Raw genomic sequence first — 14,858 nt, forward strand, 5'->3', positions numbered from 1 at the left:
GCTGATCATGCACGACCGCACCACGATGGCAGTCGACGCAGCGCAGTGCGCGCCCTCGTGCACCGTGGCCACCGTGCAGGCGGGTGCGACATGTTCGGCCTGACCATCGAGAAGCTGCTCATCATCGGCATCATCGCCGCGATACTGATCGGCCCCGACCGCCTGCCCCGAGTGGCGTCGTACCTCGCCGCACTCATCAGGGGGGCGAAGCGCCTCGCCGAAACCGGCAAAGAGCGGTTGCGCGACGAACTCGGCGACGAGGTCGACGAGATCGACTGGCAGACGCTCGATCCGCGCAGGTACGACCCTCGGCGCATCGTGCGCGAGGCCGTCACCTCGAGCCTCGACGACGACACGCCCAAGCCGAAGCCTCCGCCTCCGTCGTCGCGCTACCGACCGCGCAACGTCGACGAGACCGTCCCCCCCGAACAACCCGCAGCCTGAACCCTCGACTCCCACGACCACCGCACTCACCATCGATCGGAGACATCATGCCCGCCAACCTCGGAGGCTGGACCGGCCTCATCCTCATCCTCGTCGTGATCCTGCTCTTCGCGGCGCCCAAGCTTCCCGGGCTCGCCCGCAGCCTGGGGCAGTCGATGACGATCTTCAAGAAAGAGGTGCGCGCGAAAGACGACGATGACACCTCGACGAGCGGCGCCGCGGCACCGGGCTCAGAAGGTGCCGCGTCGTCGACGACGGCGACCGACGCCGAATCTCCGCGCTCCACCGTCGGCTGAGGCTCGAGACATGCCCGCTCAGCGTCGACGGCGCATGAGCATCGGCGAGCATCTGCGTGAACTCCGTCGTCGCCTCGGCATCAGCGCAGCCGTGCTGCTCGTTGCGGCGGTCGCGGGGTTCTTTCTCGCCGATGTCGTGTGGGCCGAGCTCAGTCGGCCCCTGCAGCAGGTGGCCTTGGCATCGGGTCGAGAAGCGCAGATCAACTACACCTCGGTCACCGAGGCCTTCGACACCCGCATGATGATCGCGCTCGCGATCGGCGTCGTGCTGTCGTCGCCCATGTGGCTCTACCAGACGTGGGCATATGTCGTGCCAGCGCTCAAACGTCGCGAGAAGCTCTACGCCGTCGCCTTTCTCGGGGCCGCCGTGCCGCTGTTCGCCGCGGGCTGTGCGGCGGGGTGGTTCGTGATACCGAACATCGTCACTCTGCTCACCAGCTTCGCGCCTGAGGGCTCTGCGACGCTGCTGACGGCACGCACCTACCTCGACTTCGCCCTCAAACTCATCTTGGCTGTCGGCGTCGGCTTCGTGCTGCCGATTCTGCTCGTCATGCTCAATGCGATCGGCGTGCTGACCGGAGCTGCCATTCTGCGCTCGTGGCGCTGGGCCGTCATCGTCATCGCTCTCTTCACCGCGCTTGCGACCCCGGCCGCCGACGTGCTGTCGATGCTGCTGCTCGCCGCACCCATGCTCGGTCTGTACTTCGCCGCAGCCGCGATCGCCGTGCTGGTCGACAAGCGTCGAGAGCGAGCGCTCGCCAAGCTCATTCACTCCGACGAGGTGTCGGTCTGATGGAGGTCTCATGATGGATGCCCCTTCCCCAGTTCTGCCAGAGCGCATCGCGGTCGCCACGCTCGGGTTCGACGGTTTCGGCGATGAGGCTTTCGAGCCGGCGTTCAGCGGTCTGCCCGACACGGGCTTTCGCAGCGTCGAGTTCAACTGCTGGTATGCCCGCACGATCACGCCGCAGGGGCTCGCGTCGATTCGCGACCGCAGCGCGGCGATCTGCGTGACCCCGGTGTCTCTGCATGTGCCATCGTTCTCACCGGGGCCCGAACCCAGCGATCTGGCGCGCGAGACGGCCCGCTGGTGCTGGTTGATCGAGGCCGCCACCATCGTCGGCGTCACCCTGCTCAAGTGCACGGGTCGAGACCGCGGCGAGGCCGGGGGAGTCGAGTCGATCATCGCGCTGCTGCGAGAGGTCGCACCCGTCGCAGCCGAGCGCGGCGTGCGCATCTCGCTCGAGAATCACGCGAACAACGTGCTCGAGTTCGCCGAAGACTACGACCGCATCTTCGACGCCATCGACGACCCGGGGGTAGGCATGTGCCTCGACACCGGCCACTTCGCTGCGTCAGGAGTCGACATGCTCGCCATCGTCGACCGATTCGGCTCGCGCATCAACCATGTCGACTTGAAAGACTGCGCCGGGCCCGGTCGCGAGTTCGTGCCATTCGGCGACGGCGTCGTCGACTTCGATGAGGTGCTCGACGCTGTCAACGCGACCGGCTATTCGGGCTATCTCGTGGTCGAGTTTCCTCGACGAGGGGACGACACGGCGCTCACCGATCTCGCCGCGGGAGCCGCCATCGCCCGTCGTCACGTCGACGAGGTCGACCGAGCATGAACGACATGACGTTCGGCGTCATCGGCGCCGGGGGAATCGCACGCAAGCACCTCGACGCGATCTCGGCCGTGGGCGGCGCCCGCGTCACCGCGGTCGTCGACCTCGACGCTGATCGGGCCCGCTGGCTGACAGAGGCGACGTCTGCCGAGTTCGTCTCGCGGCCAGAGCTGCTCATCGGCCGGGTCGACGCCGTGTTGATTCTCACACCGCCTCGAGCGAGGCTCGACCCGGTGCGCACGCTCGTCGACGCCGGTATGCCGATCTTCTGCGAGAAGCCGCTCGCCGCCACCGTGGCAGACGCAGAGCTGCTCGCAGAGATCGTCGAGAGCGGGCCGGGGGCGCCCTTCATGATGGGCTTCATGAGGCGGTGGCACCCCCCGCACTCCGCGGTGCGCGCGGTGATCGAGTCGGGGGCTCTCGGCGAGGTCGTGCAAGTGCTGCGTCAACGCATCGGCCGCATCGACCTGCCTCAGGGCAACTGGAGGAGCAGCCCTGGTCAGCTGTGCGGCATCACGATGGAGTCGGCATCGCACGACTTCGACCTGCTGCGGTGGCTGTTCGGAGACATCGCGCGCGCCGCGGGCGAAGTGGTCGAGTCGAGGCCAGAGCTGCCGGGGTTCGATGAGTCGATGGCGGCGACCCTGCGCTTCGAGACTGGACTCTCTGGCGCCCTGCAGGTCTCGTGGCAGAGCCGACTGGCCAGAAACTCTCTGACCGTCGTCGGCACCGAGGGCTCACTCGCGCTCGACGGGCCCGGCATGTGGTCGAGCCGCACGCTCACGGTCGTGACAGCCGAGGGCGAGACAGTGCGCGAGTTCTCTGAGAGCGATGCGATCGACGACGGATACACGGGGCAGATGGCGGCATTCCTCGCGCTCGTGCGAGGCGAGCATGTCGAGCACCCCGGCGTGCGTGACGGACTCGCGACCGTGCGACTCTCGCAGTCGGTTCTCGACCACTCGGCCGCTGCGGAGTGACTGGGCGGCTGCGCGCCGATGTCAGAGCTCACCACTACCGTCACTGACATGAACATCGTGATGATTGCGGGCTTCTGGCTCGATGGCGATTCCTGGGGCGACGTGACGCCCGCGCTCACGGCGGCCGGGCACACCGTGCACACCCCGACCCTGCCCGGCAAGCGGCCGGGCGACACCGACCTCTCGGGCATCGGTCTGAGAACGCACGTGGATGCTGTGCTCGAGATCGTCGACGCGGTCGACGGCCCCGTGGTGCTCGTCGGTCACTCGGGCGGCGGCAGCGTCGCATGGGCGGTCGCAGATGCCCGCCCCGACGCGGTTGCCCGTGTCGTCTTCGTCGACGCCCTGCCGTTTCCGGCCGGCAGCGCGATCAACGACGAGCTTCCGGTCGAGGGCGACGGCGTTCCGCTGCCCGACTGGGGCTTCTTCGAGGCTGAAGACCTCGTCGACCTCACCGACGAGCTGCGTGATCGTTTTCGAGCCATCGCGAAGCCAGAGCCAGCGGGCGTCGCCGTCGAGCCTCAGCAGCTCGGCAATGAGTCGCGGTTCTCCGTGCCCGTCACGGTCATCGCGTGCGAGTTCACCGAAGCGACGATCCGCGCGGCGATCACGGGTGGGGCGCCGTGGGCGAGCGAGCTCGCCTCGCTCGCCAGCCTCGACATCGTCGAGCTGCCCACGGGTCACTGGCCGCAGTTCACGAAGCCGGTCGAGCTGGCGCACGCAATCCTCGCCGCGGTCGACTGAGCGACGCTGGTCTCAGGCCGCAGCGGCGATCTGATCGGCGTCGAGAATCGTGTAGCTGTATCCCTGCTCGGCGAGAAAGCGCTGCCGGTTCTGAGCGAAGTCTTGATCGACGGTGTCACGTGCGACGAGCGTGTAGAAGCTCGCCGGAATACCGCTCTGCTTCGGCCGCAGCAAGCGACCCAGGCGCTGTGCCTCTTCTTGGCGTGAGCCGAACGAACCCGACACCTGAATCGCGACCGTCGCTTCGGGCAAGTCGACAGAGAAGTTCGCCACCTTCGAGACGACGAGCACCGGTGTGCGGCCATCCCGAAACTCCTGGTACAGCCGTTCGCGCTCGTCGACCGACGTGGCGCCCGTGAGTTGCGGCACCCCCAACGACTCGGCGAGCTCGTCGATCTGATCGAGGTACTGCCCGATGATCAAGATGCGCTCGCCCTCGTGCTGCTCGACCAGCCGTTTCACGACAGCGAGCTTCGCCGGCGCCGTGGCGGCAAGCCGATAGCGCTGATCGTCGGCGCTCGCCGCATACTCGAGCCGCTCGCTCGCCGGCAGATCGATGCGCACCTCGAAGCAGCTTGCCGGTGAGATGTAGCCCTGCGCCTCGATCTCTTTCCACGGAGCATCGAAACGCTTCGGCCCGATCAGGCTGAAGACGTCGCCCTCTCGGCCGTCTTCGCGCACGAGCGTGGCCGTCAGCCCCAGTCGACGTCGAGCCTGCAGCTCAGCCGTCAGCTTGAACACGGGGGCCGGCAGCAAGTGCACCTCGTCGTAGACGATGAGCCCCCAATCGAGCGCGTCGAGCAGGGCGAGGTGAGCGTACTCGCCCTTTCTCTTGGCGGTCAGAATCTGGTAGGTGGCGATCGTGACCGGCTTGACCTCTTTCACCTGGCCCGAATACTCGCCGATCTCGTCGTCGGTGAGGCTCGTGCGCGCCAGCAGCTCTGCTCGCCACTGGCGAGCCGACACCGTGTTCGTCACCAGAATCAGCGTCGTCGTGCCCGCCTTCGCCATCGCACCAGCACCGACGAGGGTCTTGCCGGCTCCGCACGGCAGCACCACGACGCCAGAGCCGCCGACGAAGAACTGGTCGATCGCCTGCTGCTGATAAGGCCGCAAGCCCCACTCGGCGAGGTCGAGGTCGATCTCGTGGGGGGTTCCGGGGGTGTACCCCGCGAGGTCTTCGGCGGGCCAGCCGATCTTCACGAGCTCTTGCTTCACCTGGCCGCGCGCCCACGGCGCCAACTCGAAGGCCGAGTGATCGATGCGCCGCGTCAGCAGCGGAGCGACCCTCTTGCTCGACGCGATCTCGGTGAGCACTGCAGCATCCGTCGACCGCAGCACGAGCGCGCCTTCGTCGTTGCGCACGATGATGAGGCGGCCGTAGCGGCCGACCGTCTCGGTGATATCGGTGGCCACCGACTGCGGCACCGGAAACTTGGCATACCTCTCGAGCACGGCGAGCATCTCGTCGGCCTCGTGGCCGGCGGCGCGAGCGTTCCAGAGGCCGAGTCGGGTGATGCGGTACGTGTGCACGTGCTCCGGTGCGCGTTCGAGCTCGGCGAACACGGCGAGAGCGTGCCTGGCCTCGTCGGCTCGCGGGTTCGCCACCTCGAGCAGCACGGTGCGGTCGCTCTGAACGATGAGCGGGCCGTCAGGATTCATAACGGGCCAGTCTAGTTGGCCAGCCTGAGAGCCCGAGGTCGCTACTCGAGAGGCTCGAGCGCCGTGATGCTCGACACCGGCAGGGTGCGCTCGATGTCAGATGCGGTGTCGCGACCGCGCACGCGCCCCGCCGCAATACCCGTCGGCTCAAGCACGAACGAGCGCTCGCTGCCGTCGGCGAGCGTGACCGTTGCACGCACCGTGAGCTTGCCGCGCAGCGCAAGCTGCCACTGACGGGCCACCCACGCGCCGTCGCCGTCGATGCCGACCGTCGATCCTGTTCGGATGCGCGCGACCGCCGCAGCCACACTGTCGTCGACAGCGGGGGGCGCGGGCTGAGCACGCGAGCGACCCGGCCGCTCGGGGGTGGTGGTGCCTTCGTCGGTCGCCGCCGGATACCGCGCATCGATGAGAGTCCACAGCACGACGGCGGGCTCGTGACGGCTCACGGCCCGATGCGGGCCGACTCGTCGCAGCCCCAGAGCGGCGGCAGCCGCATCGACCAGCATCGATTCGAGCAGCACCGGGTCGGCGCTGCGCACGCCGGTGCGCGCGCCGAGCTCGGCCGCCTCATCGTGCTCGAGCGCACCCACCCGGATGACGCCGTACCGCCGAGCGGTCTCGTCGATCAAGTACACCAGTGGCTGCGGAAGGCCGGTGAGCGAGATCGTCGACAAGAACGTCGTCAGCGACTCGGCCGACTCGCCCATCGCGATCGCGCGCGTCACGCTGTCGGCGGTGATGCGGTAGCGGCCCGCGAGAGCCGTGCTCTCGACTTCGGCGGTGCGCCGCAAGCGCTCGTCGAGTTCGCCCGCGAGCGGGCCCGGAGACACGATGGTCAAGTCGTGCTGCAGATACACCTGGCGCACCTCGGCGGGCACCAGTGGCGCGAGAGCCGCTCGCGCAGCCTCTGCACCTGCGGTCAGCAGCGCGTGGCCGATACTGGTCGCTCGGCCGTCGACCGACACACCGAGACGCTCAGCCTGCTCGCCACGATCGCGCAACCGCTCGCGAACTGCGTCTGAGCCGGCCGGGTACAACCACGACACGATGACCTCGAACGCAGAACCCCACACCGAGTCGATGCTCTCGGTCAACGCCGTCGTGAGGTCGTCAGGAAGAGAGTCGATCCACGCCGTGGCGAGCTGCGCCCACCGAGACGCCGGGTCGAGGCGGCGCCACACGTCGCCCGCCTCAGTCGAGCTCGCCGAGCCGTCGACCTCGACGACGAGCCCGGCCTGCGACGCGAGATCGACGAGGGCAGGCACGGCGTCGACGTCGACACCGGCGGCGGCGGCGAGTCGTTTCGCGTCGGGAAGCGACAGCCCGCCCCTGGCGAGCAGACGACCGGGCGTCTCTGCGAGAGCGAGCACCACCTCGGTCACCGCGACCGTGGTCGTGAACGCGTGCTCGGCCCCCGTGCGGTCGAGCTTCTGCCGAGTCGCCGCGTCGAGAGCGACGGGCGAGAGTCGGGCGGCGGGAGCGGTCAGCTCGTCGGCCGTCGGCAGACCCCGCGCTGGCCACTCGGCGAGTTCGGCCCGCACGGCGGGCCAGACGACCACTCGAGCATCGACGAGGTCGATGAGCAGAGCATCCGTCGCCGCAGAGAGGTCGATCGCGACCTGCTCGGCGTCACGGCCCAGGCGAGCGCCGAGCTCTGCCAGGGTTGCGCCCTCATCAGCCTGCGCTGCAGCCGACAGCGCCGCGAGCGACCGCCGAGTGAGCGCTGACAGGGCAGACGCGATCGCCGACGGGTCGAGCAGGGCCTCGGCGAGATCGAACACGTCGCGCAGAGAAGTCGGCGAGATCGCGCGATCGCGAATGACTCGCGCCACGCGGTCGTCGTCGAGGTCACGCAGTCGCGCGGCGAGCGCGAGGGAGGCGGCGCTAGTTGCCGGCATCCTTGGCGGCCCGCCCCCGACGCACGGCGCTGACCACGAGCAGAGTGATGATCAGCACGAAACCGATGGGCAGGCCGATGAGCGGCATCATGACGACGACGGGCCAGATGCCGGTCGAATAGTCGATGCTCGCTCCAGTAGCGATGATGAGCGCCACGAAGCTCGCCAGACTCACCACGATGACCGCGGCGACCATATAGGCCAGCACACGCTCGAGGCGGTGGCTCATCACGAACGATTCTTCGGGCATGAGTCAAGAATAGGTGCCGCACGACCCGGCGACCTACCCCGAGTGCTGGGGGTATGCCGCACAAGCGTGCTTCGTCGAGAGCGGCGGCACCGGTCGATGCTCGGCCCCGCGCGCACCGTCGAAGACCGGTAGCCTAGAGGCTCACCACCATTCGCATAGGAGATCTCATGCCCACCGGCAAGGTCAAGTTCTACGACCAAGAGAAAGGCTTCGGCTTCATCGCATCAGATGAAGGCGACGAGGTCTTTCTGCACGCCTCGGCGCTGCCCGAAGGTGCGGTGGTGAAAGCCGGCACTCGACTCGAATTCGGGGTGGCAGACGGCAAGCGCGGTGCGCAGGCGCTGTCAGTGCGCGTTCTGGATGCGAAGCCCACGCTCGCGCGAGTGAACCGCAAGTCGGCCGACGACATGTCGATCATCATCGAAGACCTCGTCAAGCTGCTCGACGGCATCGGCACCAACCTCAAGCGCGGCCGCTACCCCGACTCGGCGCACGGTGCCAAGATCGCGGCCATGCTGCGCAAGGTCGCCGACGAGCTCGATGCCTAGGCCCGCTCGTGGCTAGGGCGACGAAGAAGACTGCGGCCGATCCCTCGGGGGCTGCCGATGCGGCGACGCTCGAGCCTCTCGCCCGCCACGCGCTCGCCGAGATCACTGCGGCTGCCAACGTCGGAGCCTTGCGCGACATCGTCGTGGCCGACGATGTCGCCACTGTGCGCTTCTCGACGACCCAGGGCGGCTACCCCGGTTGGTACTGGACGGTGGCCATCGCCGTGAACCCCGGCATGCAGCCGGGGGTGCTCGAGACCGAGCTGATTCCCGCTGAAGGGGCGCTCACGGCTCCTGACTGGGTGCCGTGGGCCGATCGCCTCGACGACTACTTGGCGCAGCAGGCCCTCGAGCGCGAGGCGGCGGGCGACGGTGACGCCGACGACTCGTCCAGGCTCGACTCAGACGACGACGATGACGACCTGCACGACGAGCACGACGTGCACGGAGACGATGGCGACGACGTGTTCGACGGCGTCGACATCGACCTGCACCTCGACGACGAGTCGCTCACCGTCGAGTAGCCCGCGCCGCGCCGCGCCCGAGGGTGCCGCGTGAGTCGTCGTTCGTGGCACGAGTCGTGAAACGTGGCACGAGTCGTGAAACGTGTCGCGACTCTTGCCACGAACGGCGACTCTCGGCGGCGAGTTCTGGCGCTGAGGAGTCCTTCACGGGCGAGGCTCAACCGCACGGGGCCACCGGTCGCGCTGAGCTACCCCGCCGGCCGCAGCACACTGGCACGCTCGCGCGATGAACTCTCTCGATCCATTCATGACGACGTCGGCGGCATCAACCCTCGCCCCTTCCGGGTCAGCGTCTGCGCTGAACCCGGCACCCGCGCCGACACTGCTGCGTCTCGCCGAAGAAGTAGATGAGGGCATTCGTTCTCGGCAGTACCGAGCGGCTCGACGCGGCGACCTAATGCGACTGGCGCCCGGTGCCTTCGTGCCGGCCGACGAGTGGTCAGAGCTCGGGCCAGACGCACAGTATCGCCTGGTGATCGAGGCGACGCTCGAGCGAGTGCGCGACGGCGAGGTGCTCTCGCACTGGTCGGCCGCAGCGCTGTGGCGACTGCCCATTATCGGAGCATGGCCCGCGAGGGTGCACGTCACTGCTCCGGTCGATGCAGCTCGTCGATCGACTACGGTGCTGCGTCGTCATCGACGACAGCTGGCCGACGTGCCCGCCGCATTTCTCGGCACCCCCGTGACCTCGCTCGCCGAAACGGTCATCGACATGGCTCGCGTCGCGCCGTTCGCCACTGCCGTGGCGATGGGGGATGCCGCGCTTCACTCGCACGAACACCCCGGGTCGACGCCTCATCACCGCGGAGTCTCGCGATACGACCTCGAGCGCGTGCTCACCGCTTCGTCAGAGCGTCGTGGTGCCGCTCGCGCTCGCCGAGTGCTCGGCTTCGTCGACGGGCGCGCCGATCGACCCGGTGAGTCGCTCTCGCGCGTGACCATGCACCTGTTGGGTGTGCCGACTCCTGTGCTGCAGCACCGCGTCGTCGGCCCGCCGGGCAAGGTGTACTACCTCGACTTCTACTGGCCCGAGCAGAACATCGGCGCAGACTTCGACGGCCGCATCAAGTACACCGACCCGGCGTTCCGCGGCGGGCGAACCGCCGACGAGGTGGTGTATGACGAGAAGCTGCGCGAAGACGAGGTGCGGCTCGACCTCGATGGATACGGTCGGTGGGATTGGCGGGTCGCCGGTTCGTCTGAACTTCTCGCGGAACGTCTGCGGCGCATCGGCCTGCGCTGGTAGGAGCGGAGGCGGGGCGGGATCGGGATGCTCGAGCTAGGTGCGGCGGCGGCGCGAGACGAGCAGGCCAATGAGCCCGAGTGCCACGCCGACGCCGATCGTGGTGAGCACGCGGGCGGGGTCGAACGGGGCGGGTGCGGCGAGCATCCCGAGCACGACGGCGAGGCCCACGAGCCAGCCGCCGAGCCCGACCGCGAACGCGAGCGTGTCGTTCGTCGTCGCGGGTTCGGGCTGCGGGCGGCGCTCGGCGTGCGGAACGTAGAGCCTCATGCACCCCAGTCTGGCAGTTCGCGGTTCGAGAGCAGCCATTCTTGGCACGAGTCGTGAAACGTTCGGCGACCCATGCCACACACTGCGACTCGGGCTGCTCGACGGTGCGGCGGCGGCCAGCGCGGTGCGGCGGCGGCGCGGGCGGTGCGGAACGGCGGCGTGGTGCCGACCGGGCCGGCGTGGCGCCGACCGGGCCGGCGCGGCCCGGCGTGGTGGCGGCCCGCGCGGCGGCGAGCAGCGCGGCGCTAGGCGGCGAGAGCTCCGAGCACGTGGTCGATCGAGCGGGTGAGCTGCCGCACGTCGTCAGGCTCAACGGCGACAAAGGTGGCGACGCGCAACTGGTTGCGACCGAGCTTGCGGTAGGGCTCGGTGTCGACGATGCCGTTGGAGCGCAGCACGGCGGCAAGGTGCGCGGCGTCGATCGACTCATCGAAGTCGATGGTGACGACGACTTGAGAGCGGTGCGCGGGGTCGGCCACGAACGGGGTCGCGAGCTCGTGCGCGTCGGCCCACGAGTAGAGGTGCTGCGAGCTCTCGGAGGTGCGCGCGCTCGCCCAGGCGAGGCCGCCCGACTCGTTCATCCAGCGCAGTTGGCTGTCGAGCAGCACGAGCGTCGCGAGCGCGGGAGTGTTGAGGGTCTGGTTGAGCCGCGAATTGTCGATTGCGGCGGTGAGCGACAAGAACGGCGGAATGTACCGGTCTGACGCCCCGAGTGACGCCGCGCGTTCGAGGGCGGCCGGGCTCATGAGCGCGAACCACAGCCCACCGTCGCCGGCGAAGTTCTTCTGCGGCGCGAAGTAGTAGACGTCGGTCTCGGCGAGGTCGACGTCGATGCCGCCGGCGGCGCTGGTCGCGTCGACGAGAGTCAGAGCATCTGGGGCCGTGCCGATGCGGCGCACGGCAGCGCTGACTCCGGTGGAGGTTTCGTTGTGGGGGTAGGCGTACACGTCGACGCCGTCGACGACGTCGAGCGTGCCGAGGGTTCCGCCGGGGGTCTTGACGACGTGCGGTGCTTCGAGCCAGGGGGCCGACGCCGAGGCGACGAACTTCGAGCCGAATTCGCCGAAGTCGAGGTGCGCACTGCGACGTTCGATGAGGCCCGCCGCGGCGACATCCCACAACGCAGTCGACCCGCCATTTCCCAGAACGACCTCATAGCCGTCGGGCAGTCGGAACAGTTCGGTGAGCCCTGCCCGCACCTGACCCACGAGGTTCTTGACGGGTGCCTGTCGATGCGAGGTTCCGAGGATGCTCGCCGCGGCCAAGAGGTCGCTCAGTTGCTCGCTGCGCACCTTCGAAGGGCCGCACCCGAAGCGTCCGTCTGAGGGCAGAAGCTCGGCGGGGATCACGATGTCGGCCATTCGGCCATCGTACCGAGAGCGCGACGGCACACGCCGCCACAGGCGCCCCAGCGGTGGGCGCGCTGGCTTAGGCTAGGCAAGCCTGACTTCTGATCATGAGAGGGGGAGTCGTGACCGACCTCGTCGACACCACCGAGATGTACTTGCGCACGATTCTCGACCTCGAAGAAGAGCAGATCATTCCCTTGCGTGCGCGCATCAGCGAGCGGTTGGGTCACTCTGGCCCGACAGTGTCACAGACCATCTCACGCATGGAGCGCGACGGCCTGGTGCGAGTTGAAGGAGATCGGCACCTCGAGCTGACCGAAGACGGCAGGGCGAAAGCCGTCTCGGTCATGCGCAAGCACCGTCTTGCCGAGCGCTTGCTCGCCGACGTCATCGGACTCGACTGGGCGTATGTGCACGATGAGGCGTGCCGGTGGGAGCACGTGATGAGTGAGCAGGTCGAGCGGCGCATTCTCGATATGCTCGACAACCCGACCGAGTCGCCCTACGGAAACCCGATTCCGGGCCTTGAGCACTTGGGTGGTTCGGCCGCGACGGAGTTTCTCGATGGAGTGATCTCGCTCACGCACGCTGCTGCGGTGGGGATGCGCAGCGGCGTCATCCGCCGCCTCGCCGAGCCGGTGCAGGTCGACCCCGACCTGCTGCACCAGTTGCGAGAAGCGGGGGCGGTACCCGGCGCCGAGGCGCGAATTCGTCCAGAACCGAACGGCTATGTCAGCGTCGAAGTGATGGGCCGCGACGAGGGCATCGACCTGCCCGCCGAGATCGCACAGCACATCTATGTTGCTGAGTGAGTTCTGATCACTACATCTAGTGCTGGCGAGTCGGTTTGTAACACTTCCGTTATCTCACGTACACTCAACCAGTTGCCGCCCAAACCCAACCGGTCGGCGACTCTGACGCAGAACGCTTCGCATGCCCGTCTTCTGCAATCAGACCGTGGACACCACGAAATTAGGCGGGCCGCCTAGTGTGAGCGGCGAAGCGCAGGAGGTTACACCTTTGAATCACCGCATCAACCCCGAGTCGAACGACTCGACCACCTCGAGTTCTTCTGAACTTTCGCACCACGGCCGCCGGGCTTCTGCTCCGGCCAAGAAGCGCTCTTTTTTCGCCCGTCGCGAGGGTGCGACGACCCCGGCCATGGCGACCGCCGAGGTCGTGCCCGCCATCGCCGCCGTGCCCGTGTCGTCTCGCCACGCGGGGTGGAAGCGCACCGCCATGAACATGGGCGCCATGACGGCCGCTACGGCCATCGTCGCAACGCTCGCTCTGCCGGGCACCTCGCTGCAGCCGGCCGCAAACGCCGAGTCGAATCAGACCGCCGAGGCGGTCGCTGAGCTTCGGGCCACGTCGTCGCAAGAGATCGAGTTGACCGCTGCCGAGCCGGTCATCGTCGACGCGAGTCGCGCCGAATTCTCGGCGACCGACCCCGCGGCACTTCGCCGAGCTGAACTAACAGCCCAACGCTTGGCGGCAAGAGCCGCGTGGAGTGGACCGTCGGTCGGCGACTTCCTCGCTAACCCTCCCTACCCCAACTTCAGTCTCGACCAGGTCGTGCAAGTTGCTTTGCAGTATCAGGGAGTGCCGTGGGTTTTCGGTGGCACGACTCCCGCTGGGTTCGATTGCTCTGGATTCGTGCAGTATGTGTATGCGCAGTTCGGAATCGCATTGCCACGGACGGTGAGCCAGCAGGGCGCCGCTGGAACGCGCATTTCACGCGCCGATGCTCGCCCTGGTGACGTCGTCATCATGCCGGGTCACAACGGCATCTACATGGGTAACGGCACCTTCATCGACTCGCCCCGCGCGGGTGCTGTCATCAGCGTTCGCCCCATCTGGTCTGACAACTACTACATCGTCCGCTACGGAATTTGACGGGCATCCGTCGGCTGTGCGTCAACCTTAACGACCGATGACGCGGCGCGCCTTGACCTCGCAGACCGCCGAGATCGACACGATGACGTCGCTGTTCGCTCGATGACGGCCGGAGGCTCTTCCCTGCGCGGAAGTCTGCTTGGGGTGGCCATGTTCGGCTCGAGTCTGCTCGTAGGGTGCACCGTTGCGGCTGTCGACACTGATGCGACGGATGCACAGCCCATGCCCGTCGCAGTGAGTCATGTGCACGGCGTTGATGTCGATGACGGTCGCGAGCGGGTTGTCATCGCGACGCATCACGGACTGTTGAGCGTTGATCTATTGGCAGCAGGTGGCCCCTCGTCGCCTCCTGCGGTCTTGGGCGACTACCGCGGCGACGTCATGAGCTTCGTGCGTGTCGACAACCGCTTCTTGTTGTCAGGGCACCCGCCCGCAGGGTCGGATGAGCCCGCGAACGTCGGTATTCTCGAGGCGGATCTCGACGCTCGTGACTGGCACGCTCTCGCGCTCTCGGGAGTGGTCGACTTTCATGCCATGTCACACATGACCGAGGGCGAGTCGTCGCTCACCGCGGGAATCGACTCGGCAACGGGTCGAGTGATGACGAGCAATGACGGTGGTGTTTCATGGCACCAGGGTGCAACCATCGCGGCACGCGATCTCGCGATTGAGCCGTCCATCATCAGCATTGTCGCCACGACAGAAGACGGACCAGTCATCAGTGACGACCTCGGTCAAACCTGGCAATCGATCGAACGGGCTCCGCTGCTCGTGTTGGTCGAGGCGGGCTTCGACACTGACAGCCAGCGACGAGTATTCGGGGTCGACGTGCACGGAGCGTTGCACGTTTCGCCCGACGGCCTCGAGTGGCAGTCTCTCGGCGTTCTTCCCATTCAGCCCGATGCATTCGGAGTCGGTGAGAGCGGCACCATCGTGATCGTGAATACTCAGTCGGTCATGAAGTCGCGAGACGGGGGCCAGTCCTGGTCGCAGATTGCCGACCTCAGCTTGCCAGCAGTGAGTGTTGAAGGTTGAGCGTCGGCAAGTGAACGGCCCGTGAATCGGCGCGCCTCACCGCGAGTGCGCGCCTTTTCTGGGTTAGCCTTGCCTTCTCGGCGTCGACTGG

Annotated in this window: 18 protein-coding genes; 12 read left to right on the forward strand and 6 right to left on the reverse strand. The window is 67.5% G+C overall.

Features of this window, described 5'->3' with window-relative positions:
* Window positions 1-90 precede the first annotated feature (90 nt).
* The 6 genes from KIT89_RS12320 to KIT89_RS12345 are packed head-to-tail and all read left to right on the forward strand — an operon-like array spanning window position 91 to window position 4,089.
* Window positions 91-444 (forward strand): Sec-independent protein translocase TatB, encoded by a 354-nt coding sequence (locus KIT89_RS12320; RefSeq protein WP_297602068.1) that lies wholly within the window; start codon window positions 91-93, stop codon window positions 442-444.
* Between the two features lie 47 nt (window positions 445-491).
* A complete protein-coding gene (locus KIT89_RS12325; protein ID WP_297602070.1) occupies window positions 492-740 on the forward strand; it encodes a twin-arginine translocase TatA/TatE family subunit in 249 nt (82 codons plus the stop codon).
* A 10-nt stretch (window positions 741-750) separates the two neighbouring features.
* Window positions 751-1,533, forward strand: coding sequence for a twin-arginine translocase subunit TatC (gene tatC / locus KIT89_RS12330; RefSeq protein ID WP_297602072.1), 783 nt, complete (start codon window positions 751-753; stop codon window positions 1,531-1,533).
* A gap of 10 nt (window positions 1,534-1,543) precedes the next feature.
* The gene (locus tag KIT89_RS12335; RefSeq protein WP_297602074.1) at window positions 1,544-2,368 is read left to right on the forward strand and encodes a sugar phosphate isomerase/epimerase; all 825 of its coding nucleotides are present in this window, start codon (window positions 1,544-1,546) and stop codon (window positions 2,366-2,368) included.
* Window positions 2,369-2,373: 5 nt separating this feature from the next.
* On the forward strand, window positions 2,374-3,345 hold the full coding sequence (locus KIT89_RS12340) for a Gfo/Idh/MocA family oxidoreductase (RefSeq protein WP_297602076.1): 972 nt from the start codon (window positions 2,374-2,376) through the stop codon (window positions 3,343-3,345).
* A gap of 48 nt (window positions 3,346-3,393) precedes the next feature.
* Window positions 3,394-4,089 carry an alpha/beta hydrolase gene (locus tag KIT89_RS12345; RefSeq protein ID WP_297602077.1) on the forward strand — a complete coding sequence of 232 codons (696 nt, stop codon included), beginning with the start codon at window positions 3,394-3,396 and terminating at the stop codon, window positions 4,087-4,089.
* 12 nt (window positions 4,090-4,101) lie between these two features.
* Here the strand turns inward: KIT89_RS12345 and KIT89_RS12350 are convergent, their stop codons facing one another.
* The 3 genes from KIT89_RS12350 to KIT89_RS12360 are packed head-to-tail and all read right to left on the reverse strand — an operon-like array spanning window position 4,102 to window position 7,902.
* Window positions 4,102-5,751 (reverse strand): DNA repair helicase XPB, encoded by a 1,650-nt coding sequence (locus KIT89_RS12350; RefSeq protein ID WP_297602078.1) that lies wholly within the window; start codon window positions 5,749-5,751, stop codon window positions 4,102-4,104.
* A gap of 41 nt (window positions 5,752-5,792) precedes the next feature.
* Window positions 5,793-7,652, reverse strand: a complete 1,860-nt coding sequence (locus tag KIT89_RS12355) for a helicase-associated domain-containing protein (RefSeq protein ID WP_297602079.1) — start codon at window positions 7,650-7,652, stop codon at window positions 5,793-5,795.
* Complete coding sequence (locus tag KIT89_RS12360) at window positions 7,639-7,902, reverse strand: multidrug ABC transporter ATPase (RefSeq protein ID WP_297602080.1); 264 nt, start codon at window positions 7,900-7,902, stop codon at window positions 7,639-7,641. The genes KIT89_RS12355 and KIT89_RS12360 overlap by 14 nt, the downstream gene beginning before the upstream one ends.
* 167 nt (window positions 7,903-8,069) lie before the next feature.
* Here KIT89_RS12360 and KIT89_RS12365 point away from each other — a divergent pair, with 167 nt between their 5' ends.
* The 3 genes from KIT89_RS12365 to KIT89_RS12375 all read left to right on the forward strand — a co-directional run bounded on the left by KIT89_RS12365 (window position 8,070) and on the right by KIT89_RS12375 (window position 10,220).
* On the forward strand, window positions 8,070-8,450 hold the full coding sequence (locus tag KIT89_RS12365) for a cold-shock protein (RefSeq protein WP_297602081.1): 381 nt from the start codon (window positions 8,070-8,072) through the stop codon (window positions 8,448-8,450).
* Between the two features lie 8 nt (window positions 8,451-8,458).
* Window positions 8,459-8,974 carry a DUF3027 domain-containing protein gene (locus KIT89_RS12370; RefSeq protein ID WP_297602082.1) on the forward strand — a complete coding sequence of 172 codons (516 nt, stop codon included), beginning with the start codon at window positions 8,459-8,461 and terminating at the stop codon, window positions 8,972-8,974.
* A 226-nt stretch (window positions 8,975-9,200) separates the two neighbouring features.
* Window positions 9,201-10,220 (forward strand): hypothetical protein, encoded by a 1,020-nt coding sequence (locus KIT89_RS12375; RefSeq protein ID WP_297602084.1) that lies wholly within the window; start codon window positions 9,201-9,203, stop codon window positions 10,218-10,220.
* 33 nt (window positions 10,221-10,253) lie between these two features.
* Here KIT89_RS12375 and KIT89_RS12380 read toward each other — a convergent pair whose 3' ends face one another.
* Together KIT89_RS12380 and serC are read right to left on the reverse strand one after the other, a co-directional pair.
* On the reverse strand, window positions 10,254-10,487 hold the full coding sequence (locus KIT89_RS12380) for a DUF2530 domain-containing protein (protein ID WP_297602086.1): 234 nt from the start codon (window positions 10,485-10,487) through the stop codon (window positions 10,254-10,256).
* A 245-nt stretch (window positions 10,488-10,732) separates the two neighbouring features.
* A complete protein-coding gene (gene serC / locus KIT89_RS12385; protein WP_297602088.1) occupies window positions 10,733-11,848 on the reverse strand; it encodes a phosphoserine transaminase in 1,116 nt (371 codons plus the stop codon).
* A 110-nt stretch (window positions 11,849-11,958) separates the two neighbouring features.
* Between serC and KIT89_RS12390 the strand changes: the two genes are divergently transcribed.
* The gene (locus KIT89_RS12390) at window positions 11,959-12,648 is read left to right on the forward strand and encodes a metal-dependent transcriptional regulator (protein WP_297602090.1); all 690 of its coding nucleotides are present in this window, start codon (window positions 11,959-11,961) and stop codon (window positions 12,646-12,648) included.
* A 208-nt stretch (window positions 12,649-12,856) separates the two neighbouring features.
* Window positions 12,857-13,732 (forward strand): C40 family peptidase, encoded by an 876-nt coding sequence (locus tag KIT89_RS12395; RefSeq protein ID WP_297602092.1) that lies wholly within the window; start codon window positions 12,857-12,859, stop codon window positions 13,730-13,732.
* 27 nt (window positions 13,733-13,759) lie between these two features.
* On the opposite strand, the gene KIT89_RS12400 is transcribed toward KIT89_RS12395, so the two are convergent.
* Window positions 13,760-14,032 (reverse strand): hypothetical protein, encoded by a 273-nt coding sequence (locus KIT89_RS12400; protein ID WP_297602094.1) that lies wholly within the window; start codon window positions 14,030-14,032, stop codon window positions 13,760-13,762.
* Window positions 14,033-14,113: 81 nt separating this feature from the next.
* On the opposite strand from KIT89_RS12400, the gene KIT89_RS12405 reads away from it, so the two are divergent.
* Window positions 14,114-14,767, forward strand: a complete 654-nt coding sequence (locus KIT89_RS12405) for a hypothetical protein (protein ID WP_297602096.1) — start codon at window positions 14,114-14,116, stop codon at window positions 14,765-14,767.
* Window positions 14,768-14,858: the final 91 nt, after the last annotated feature.

Source organism: Microcella sp., assembly GCF_025808395.1.
In the GTDB taxonomy this organism is placed as follows: domain Bacteria; phylum Actinomycetota; class Actinomycetes; order Actinomycetales; family Microbacteriaceae; genus Microcella.

What these genes read in the sequence shown, in the direction of transcription:
- KIT89_RS12405 (WP_297602096.1), top strand. Translation starts at nt 14,114, where the DNA reads ATGAGCTTCGTGCGTGTCGACAACCGCTTCTTGTTGTCAGGGCACCCG.
- serC (WP_297602088.1), bottom strand. Translation starts at nt 11,848, where the DNA reads ATGGCCGACATCGTGATCCCCGCCGAGCTTCTGCCCTCAGACGGACGC.
- KIT89_RS12350 (WP_297602078.1), bottom strand. Translation starts at nt 5,751, where the DNA reads ATGAATCCTGACGGCCCGCTCATCGTTCAGAGCGACCGCACCGTGCTG.
- KIT89_RS12355 (WP_297602079.1), bottom strand. Translation starts at nt 7,652, where the DNA reads ATGCCGGCAACTAGCGCCGCCTCCCTCGCGCTCGCCGCGCGACTGCGT.
- KIT89_RS12335 (WP_297602074.1), top strand. Translation starts at nt 1,544, where the DNA reads ATGATGGATGCCCCTTCCCCAGTTCTGCCAGAGCGCATCGCGGTCGCC.
- KIT89_RS12365 (WP_297602081.1), top strand. Translation starts at nt 8,070, where the DNA reads ATGCCCACCGGCAAGGTCAAGTTCTACGACCAAGAGAAAGGCTTCGGC.
- KIT89_RS12325 (WP_297602070.1), top strand. Translation starts at nt 492, where the DNA reads ATGCCCGCCAACCTCGGAGGCTGGACCGGCCTCATCCTCATCCTCGTC.
- KIT89_RS12345 (WP_297602077.1), top strand. Translation starts at nt 3,394, where the DNA reads ATGAACATCGTGATGATTGCGGGCTTCTGGCTCGATGGCGATTCCTGG.
- KIT89_RS12380 (WP_297602086.1), bottom strand. Translation starts at nt 10,487, where the DNA reads ATGAGGCTCTACGTTCCGCACGCCGAGCGCCGCCCGCAGCCCGAACCC.
- KIT89_RS12360 (WP_297602080.1), bottom strand. Translation starts at nt 7,902, where the DNA reads ATGCCCGAAGAATCGTTCGTGATGAGCCACCGCCTCGAGCGTGTGCTG.
- KIT89_RS12320 (WP_297602068.1), top strand. Translation starts at nt 91, where the DNA reads ATGTTCGGCCTGACCATCGAGAAGCTGCTCATCATCGGCATCATCGCC.
- KIT89_RS12375 (WP_297602084.1), top strand. Translation starts at nt 9,201, where the DNA reads ATGAACTCTCTCGATCCATTCATGACGACGTCGGCGGCATCAACCCTC.
- tatC (WP_297602072.1), top strand. Translation starts at nt 751, where the DNA reads ATGCCCGCTCAGCGTCGACGGCGCATGAGCATCGGCGAGCATCTGCGT.
- KIT89_RS12340 (WP_297602076.1), top strand. Translation starts at nt 2,374, where the DNA reads ATGACGTTCGGCGTCATCGGCGCCGGGGGAATCGCACGCAAGCACCTC.